The organism is Streptosporangium sp. DT93 (assembly GCF_049844535.1).
Taxonomy (GTDB): domain Bacteria; phylum Actinomycetota; class Actinomycetes; order Streptosporangiales; family Streptosporangiaceae; genus Streptosporangium.
In genome coordinates this window covers 378,181-384,940 of the sequence record NZ_JBNCLF010000002.1, presented here as the reverse complement: position 1 = coordinate 384,940, position 6,760 = coordinate 378,181, and the positions used below count along the sequence as shown (strand labels likewise).

Sequence of the window (6,760 nt, the reverse complement as noted above, 5' to 3'; positions counted from 1 at the left end):
AAGCCTGACCTCGCGCGGGTGCCCCGCCCCCGGGGCTCCGCGCGAGGGACCCGGGTCCGGACCGCGGGCCCCCCCCCCCCCCCCGGGCGCCCCCTGGCCCCCCCCCCCCCCCCCGCCCCCCCCCCCCGGGGGGGGGGGGGCCCGGCGGGGCGGGACGGCGGTGCCTACGGGGTGAGGCGGAGCACCCCCCACCTGGACGTGTCGAGGTGGGCTCGCCCGGTCGGGTCGTTCCAGGTCACGGCGGCCGTACGGGTGGCTCCGGTGGCGTCGTTGACCTGCGCGTCGAAGCCGAGCAGGGTGCCCTTGGCCAGGGTGACGGTGGGCAGCCTGATCGCCGCCTCGACCACGTAGCCGCCGGAGGTCCGCACGGCCGTGGCGGTCAGGTTGTCCCGGACCGCGAACGCGTCGAAGGTGCCGCCGACGGTCTTCCTGCCGGTGAAGCTCACCCGGTACTGGCCGTCGTCGTCGTCGTAGCCCCGGGTCTTGCCGTTCCCCGGGTCCACGAAGATCTCGACGGAGTCCTGCGCCCAGGCGTCGGGCGACTCCTCGCTGAGCACGGGGTCGCTCACCCGGGCCAGGACGTACAGGACGCCCGCGTTCCACATGGCCCTGACCCGGGCGCTCGCCCCGGAGGTGCCCTGGACGCGGGTGGCGGTGACGATCTCCGGCACCCGGTTCCAGGCGGCCTCGGCGACGCCGTCCACCACCGGGGTGCCCCGGGGCGCGGTGGTGGTCCTGACGGCAGGCACGGAGGTCAGCTTCCCGGTCCAGGAGATCTCGCCGCCGGAGGCGTCGTCCACCACGACGCGCGCCTCGGCCGTCGCGCCGACCGGCACGGGCAGCAGTGCCTCGACCCGGTAGCCGGTCGCGGTCGGCTTGGCGTGCGCCTTGAAGCCGTGGGCGTGCGTGCCGCCCCGGCGGACGCGGTACGGCGTGCCGTTCACGGTGAAGGTGACGGTGTCGGTCTTGTCGGCGGTGGCGTCGGTGACCTCGGCCAGCACGTACAGGCCGCCGGACGGGCCGGAAGGACCGGCGGGCGCGACGCGTGCCTGCCAGCTCGCGGACAGGTCACCGGCCCTGGGGACGGGGGCGCCGGGCAGCAGGTCCCACTCGCCGTCCCGCTTGCCGTCCACCGTGACCGTGCCCGCGGGCGCGTTCAGGGCGCGGACGAGCGGCGGCAGGCGGGTGGGGTCGGCGATGCCCCAGTAGGCGGGCTTGGCCTGGAGCTCGTCGTCGAAGGGCAGCGGCGGGTTCAGCCGGGTGATCGGGAAGGTGGACAGCCAGGTCGCGTCGTCGGCCACGCCCCAGATCGTCACCGACGACAGGTGCCGGGCCTGGCGACGGAAGACGTCGAAGATCTCCCGGTACCGGTGCCCCTGCAGGGCGAGGACCTCGGCCGGGACCGTCTCGTAGGAGCTCACGAAGTCGGTGTAGACGCTCACGTCCAGCTCGGTGACCTGCTGCTCGACGCCCAGGGCGGCGAACTTCTCGATCGTGTCCTCGATGTACGAGGCGGGCGGGTGCTCGATGTTGACGTGCAGCTGGTGGCCGACCGCGTCGATCGGGACGCCCTCGGCGCGCAGCTTCGCGACCAGGTCGTAGAGCGCCTGCCGCTTGCGGGGGAACTCGGTGTTGTAGTCGTTGATGACGAGCGTCGCGTCCGGGTCGACCTCGCGGGCCACGCGGAAGGCGGTCCGGATGTAGTCCAGGCCGGTGATCTCGTACCACGGGGAGCGGCGCAGCCCGTCGGGCCTGCTCTCGTCGACGACCTCGTTGACCACGTCCCAGGTGTCGATCCGGCCCTTGTAGCGGCCCATCACGGCGCGGACGTGGCTCTCCAGGCGCCGCAGCAGGATCTCCTTGGTGGCGCCCTCGAAGACCCAGGCGGGCGTCTGGCTGTGCCAGACCAGGGTGTGACCGCGCACCCGCAGGCCGTTGGCGGTCGCCCAGTCCACCAGGTGGTCGCCCTCGGCGAAGGTGAACTGCCCCTCGGCCGGTTCGGTGGCGTCCCACTTGAGGCTGTTGCCCGGGGTGACGCTCTCGTAGTGCTTGGTGATCAGCTTGGCGTGCTCGCCCAGGGTCGCGGCCCGTTCGAAGGCCGCGCCGATCGTGAACGGCACCGTGTCCTTGAGCGAGGGGATGTCGGTCTGCACCGGCTTGGGGGTGATGTAGGCGAGCCGGAAGTCGTCGACGGCGAACGGCGCCGTCCCCTCGGCCGACTCGACGTAGACGCTCAGGAAGTCCGCGTCGTGGGCCAGGAGGTAGGTGCCGGTGAGCCTGGTCCACTCGCCGGCCGCCAGGGCGCGGGGCCCGGCGACGCGGTCGTAGGACGGGGTGTCGCCCGAGCGTCGTTCGACCGCCAGGCTCACGCTCTGGGCGGTGGCGCTGCGCACCCAGATCGACAGGTCGTACTTCGATCCCTTGGCCATCTTGCCGAGGACCGTCCGGGTGGGACCGTCCCAGGCCGCCTGCCGGTCGGTGACGCCCAGGCCGTACGCGCCGCCGTGCGCGGCGCCCGCCTCGGCGGTCAGGACGGCGCCGCCGCGCGAGGTCCAGCCCTCGGCGCTCCCGGTCTCGAAGTCGCTGGTCAGGCCGGAGGTGGCCGGGTCGGTGTCGGCGGTGACGACGATGTCGTCGAGGTGGAACGCGGCGGTCGCCGTCGAGCTCTCGGCGTACAGCGACAGTGTGGAGTCGGCGGTGTAGGTGTAGGTGCCCGTGAGGCGGACCCAGGCGGAGTCGGTGACGGTGGCCGCCGCGACCCGCTCGTAGACGGCGTCGCCCCCGGCGGGGGTGCGCTGCACGGTGAGCGCGAGGGTCGAGGGCTCCTGGCCGGTCACGGCGCGCGCCCACGCGGACACCTCGTAGGTGACGCCCTTCTCGAACGGCGGGGTGACGGCCGCGCCGTGCCAGGTCTCGGTACGGCCGGTGGTGAGCAGGGAGCGGGTGCCGCCGTGCGCGGCGTCCGGGGTGGCCTCGACCGAGATCCCGGAGCCCCGCGGCTCCCAGCCCTGGGTCCCGGACTCGAAGTCGTAGGTGACGACCGTGGCGGCGGACGCGTGCGCGACGGGCGCGTGCGCGGTGGAAGCGGTGGAGAGGGAGGCGTGGGCGGCGAGGGCGGTGGAGGCGGTGGAGGTCGAGGCGTGGGCGGTGGAGGCGTGGGCGGCCGGGGTGGCGGGAAGGCCCGCCACCGTTCCGGCCGACAGGGACAGGACGAGGGACAGCAGTGCCAGGGCCGTTGTTCGCGGCCGGGGGACGCGCATCTTTCCAGGGCTCCTCGGTCAGGTAGGAGTGGAAACGAATCAGGATGGGGTGCTACGGCCTTCCCGAAATACCACGCCCTTCCTGATTTTTCCGGATATTGACCTAGGAGTCGCCGGGCGTCAGGAGCCGCGCGGCCCCTCCCCCTCGCGCGTCCTCGCCGCGCGGGTCCTCCTCCAGCACGTCACCCCTTCGCGCGTGGCTCCCGAGCGGATCCCCGCCGAGCGGGTTCCCGGCGCCCAGGTTCTCGGCGAGCAGGTCCAGCAGCGGCTGCCGCCTGCTGCACCGGGCGAGCGCGAACGAGTCGGCCAGGGCGATCAGCTCCTCGTCGGAGCTGCCGCGCAGCAGCCCGGCGTACTCGGGGAGCAGCGCCTGCGCGATGAGGATGTGCCGGATCAGGTCGTCGATCTGGTACCGGGCGCCCCAGGGGTAGGGGTCCCAGGAGGGGAACTCGGCCTCCATCAGGCGGTGCAGCGGCGCCAGCTCGCTCGCCGCCTCCTCCATCGTCGATCCCCACCGGTCCGCGCCCAGCCGCTGCTTCTTGGCGATGAAGTCGCCGAACCGGCCCATGTACGGCTCGCCCGCGCAGACCAGCCCCTGCAGGCCGACGTCCTTGTAGGTCCACAGCGACCAGCCGGCCTCGTGCGCGTCGAAGATCTCCAGCTGGTCGCGGAGGATCTGGTAGCGCTGCCGGTCGATCTCCGGGTTCCCGGTGTAGACCGGCCCGAACTCGCCGACCCAGATGGGGGTGCCGGTCTCGCGCTGGAAGACGGTCCGGCGCTCGAAGGAGCGCTCCAGCTGCTCGCGGTCCACCCACTCCCCCCGGGTGTGCCCGGGGTAGGGGCCGCCGTGCGCGAACCCGGCCAGCGCGTAGTCGTGGCAGACGAAGACGGTGTTCTCGTACACCTCGCGGAAGACCGAGAAGTCGGTGGAGTAGGTGTTGCCGTCCAGGAACAGCACGTGGCCCGGGTCGACGGCGCGCACGGCCTTGACCAGGCGGTCGTAGAAGGGGCCGACGACCTGCCCGCTCGGGTCGCCCGGCTCGTTGACCGGGTTGTAGCCGGCCACCCAGGGGTTGTCGCGGTAGCGGTCGGCCATGACCTCCCACAGGTGGACGGCGCGGTCCTGGAAGTGGCGGTGCCGCCAGAACGACGCGATGTGGGTGGGGTTGTCGGAGTGCCAGTGCTGGTTCTGCGCGCCGGGCAGGGCGTGCAGGTCGATGACGCTGTGGATGCCGTGCTCGCCGAGCAGGCCGATCACCCGGTCCAGGTGGCGGAAGCCGTGCTCGTCGATCTCGAAGGGGCGGTCGTCGGACTCCAGGTGGCGGTAGTTGATCGGGACGCGGACGCAGTTGACGCCGAGCCCGGCCAGCAGCGCGGCGTCGTCCGGGCCGAAGAAGGAGGTGAGCAGGCGGTCGAAGAACAGCTCGGCGCGCTCCTCGCCCAGCGCGTCCCGGACGGCCGCGCGCATCGACGACTCGTCGGCCGGGTAGCCGGTGATGAAGTTCTCCATGTTCAGCCAGCCCCCGAGGCCCACTCCGCGCAGCCGTACCGGGGTGCCGGCCGCGTCGACGAGACGGGATCCGGCAACGCTCAGGGTCATTTCGTTTCTCACTTCCTACACGACGAACCACGATGAATCACTACGAACGGCGACGGGCGGGGGGTGAGCGGGGATGAGCGGGGACGGGGATCAGCCCTTGGTGGCGCCCGCGGTGAGACCGCTGATGAGCTGGCGCTCGGCGACGGCGTAGAAGGCCAGGGCCGGGACCATGGAGACGATGACGTAGGCCAGGATCCTGGCGGTGTCGGCCATGTACTCCCCCTGGAACTGCTGGACGCCGAGCGGCAGCGTCCACAGGCTCGGGTCGTTGAGGACCACCAGCGGGAGGAAGAAGTTGTTCCAGCTCGCCACGATCGCCAGGACCGAGACCGTGGCCAGGGCGGGGCGGGCGATCGGCAGCAGCACCCGCCAGAAGAAGCCGAAGGGGCTGCAGCCGTCGATGATGGCCGCCTCCTCGATCTCCTTGGGGATGGACCGGAAGAACGTCCGCAGGATGATGACGGTCAGCGGCAGGCCGAACGCGGCCTGCGGCAGGATCACCCCCAGCGGGTTGTCCAGCAGGCCGAAGGTGCGCAGCAGGACGAACAGCGGCAGGATCGCCACCGCGAACGGGAACATCAGCCCGATGGCGAACAGCGTGAACAGGAACTCCCGGCCCCGGAAGGCGAAGCGCGCGAAGGCGAAGGCGGCCATCGCCGACAGGCCCACGACCAGCACGGTCGTGGCGACCGCGACGAACAGGCTGTTGAGGAGCTGGCGCCAGAACGTGCCGGAGACGATCACGTCGATGTAGTTCCCGCTCACCCACGGCGACGGCAGGCCCAGCGGGTTGCCCGAGAGCTGGTCGGAGGTCTTGAACCCGCCGAGCAGGCCGTACAGGAAGGGCACGACGATGAAGACGGCCGCGATCCAGATGAGCGCGTGGATCGGGAACGTGCGGAGCCGGGCGATCATCGGCGGTCTCCCATGGTGGTGCTGGCCCCCTCCAGGTCCCGGCGCAGGACGAACCGCTGGTAGCCGAGGGCGAAGACGAGGCTGATCAGGAACATGACGACGCTGATCGCGCTGGAGTAGCCGATCTGGGATCGTTTGAAGCCGTACTCGAACATGCTGACGGCCATGGTCTCGGAGGCGTGCGAGGGGCCGCCCCCGGTGAGGATCCAGACCAGGTCGAAGAGCTGGATGGTGCCGATGATGGACAGGAACACGCTGACCCGGATGGTGGGGCCGAGCAGCGGCAGCGTGACGTGGCGGAACACGTTCCAGCTTCCGGCGCCGTCGATCCTGGCCGCCTCGCTCAGCTCCTTGGGGATGCTCTGCAGGCCGGCCAGGTAGAGGATCATGTGGAAGCCGAAGTACTTCCAGGTGATCACCAGGAAGAGCGAGAACATCACGGTGTCCGGCTCCGACAGCCATGTCCAGGGCTCCAGCCCCCAGGAGACGAGCATCCGGTTGGCCAGGCCCGCCTCGGGCGAGAGGATCAGCGAGAACAGCACGCCGATGATCGCCTCGGAGAGCATGTACGGCGCGAAGAACAGCAGCCGGTAGAAGGCCCGCCCGCGGATCCGCTGGTTCAGCATCACCGCCAGGCCCAGCGAGAGCGGGAGCTGCACCAGCAGGCCCAGCACGATCAGGATGCCGCCGTTGCGCAGGTCGCCGACGAAGACGTCGCTGGCCAGCAGCCGGGTGAAGTTGTCCAGGCCGACGAAGTTGCTCGGCGGGCCGATGCCGTTCCACTTGTAGAGGCTGGTGTAGCCGGCCACCACGATGGGGGCCAGCACCAGCAGGGCGAACAGGACCAGCGCGGGGAGCACGAACAGGATCGCGGTGACCCAGCCACGCCCCCGCCGGGACCCGCCCCCGCGCCTTCGCGCCGGTGCGGGTCCCTCGGGGGAAAGGGCCGGACGCGCGTCCGGCCCTGTCATCGTCTTCATCCGGG

At 71.6% G+C, this 6,760-nt stretch carries 4 protein-coding genes; all 4 read right to left on the bottom strand.

Translation table 11 applies throughout. From position 1 onward, the window contains the following. Positions 1 to 164: 164 nt before the first annotated feature. On the bottom strand, positions 165 to 3,260 hold the full coding sequence (locus ACLQ2R_RS06910; RefSeq protein ID WP_425958483.1) for an endo-1,4-beta-xylanase: 3,096 nt from the start codon (positions 3,258 to 3,260) through the stop codon (positions 165 to 167). A 103-nt stretch (positions 3,261 to 3,363) separates the two neighbouring features. Further along, entirely contained in the window at positions 3,364 to 4,860 is a 1,497-nt protein-coding gene (locus tag ACLQ2R_RS06905; RefSeq protein WP_425958482.1) for a cellulase family glycosylhydrolase, read from the bottom strand. A gap of 90 nt (positions 4,861 to 4,950) precedes the next feature. Beyond that, entirely contained in the window at positions 4,951 to 5,775 is an 825-nt protein-coding gene (locus ACLQ2R_RS06900) for a carbohydrate ABC transporter permease (protein ID WP_425958481.1), read from the bottom strand. After that, on the bottom strand, positions 5,772 to 6,755 hold the full coding sequence (locus ACLQ2R_RS06895; RefSeq protein ID WP_425958480.1) for a carbohydrate ABC transporter permease: 984 nt from the start codon (positions 6,753 to 6,755) through the stop codon (positions 5,772 to 5,774). The genes ACLQ2R_RS06900 and ACLQ2R_RS06895 overlap by 4 nt, the downstream gene beginning before the upstream one ends. Positions 6,756 to 6,760 lie beyond the last annotated feature (5 nt).